Here is a 719-nt window from a genome sequence, read left to right on the forward strand (position 1 = left end):
TCCCTAACCCAGCTCGCGGATCTGGGCATCGAGGTGAAGATCGCTACCGGTGACAACGCGCGGGTGGCCGAAAAGGTGTGCGCCGACTTGGGTTTGGCCTCGAAGGGCACGATCACCGGCGCGCAGCTCGAACCCCTGGACGACGCCGCGTTCGCGTACGCCGCGCAACACCACACCATCTTCGCGCGCATCTCCCCCGAGCAGAAGGCGCGGCTGATCACCGCGCTGCGGCGCGAGGGGCGAGCCGTCGGCTTCCTGGGCGACGGGGTCAACGACGCGCTGGCGTTGCACGCCGCCGACGTGGGGATCTCGGTGGACAGCGCCACCGACGTGGCCAAGGACGCCGCCGACGTGGTGCTGCTGGAGAAGGACCTCGGTGTGTTGGCCACCGGCGTCGCCGAGGGCCGGCGCATATTCGCCAACACCATCAAGTACGTGCTGATGGGCACGTCGAGCAACTTCGGGAACATGTTCAGCGCCGCGGCCGCATCGGCCCTGCTGCCGTTCCTGCCGATGCTGCCCAGCCAGATCCTGCTGAACAACCTGTTATACGACTCCTCGCAGCTGGCGATCCCCACCGACAGGGTCGACGCCGAGCAGCTGCACGCGCCGTCGCACTGGAACGTCGCGTTCATCCGCCGGTTCATGCTGATCTTCGGACCGATCAGCTCGCTGTTCGACTTCCTGACGTTCGGGTTGATGCTGGGCGTGCTGCACGC

The 719-nt window shown here is 67.0% G+C and carries 1 protein-coding gene; it reads left to right on the forward strand.

The genetic code is table 11. From position 1 onward, the window contains the following. Nucleotides 1–719 (forward strand): HAD-IC family P-type ATPase (locus tag A9X04_RS32430; protein ID WP_156764291.1); only part of this gene is annotated, 719 nt, incomplete at both ends.

Source organism: Mycobacterium sp. E3247 (assembly GCF_001667785.1).
Classification (GTDB): Bacteria; Actinomycetota; Actinomycetes; order Mycobacteriales; family Mycobacteriaceae; genus Mycobacterium.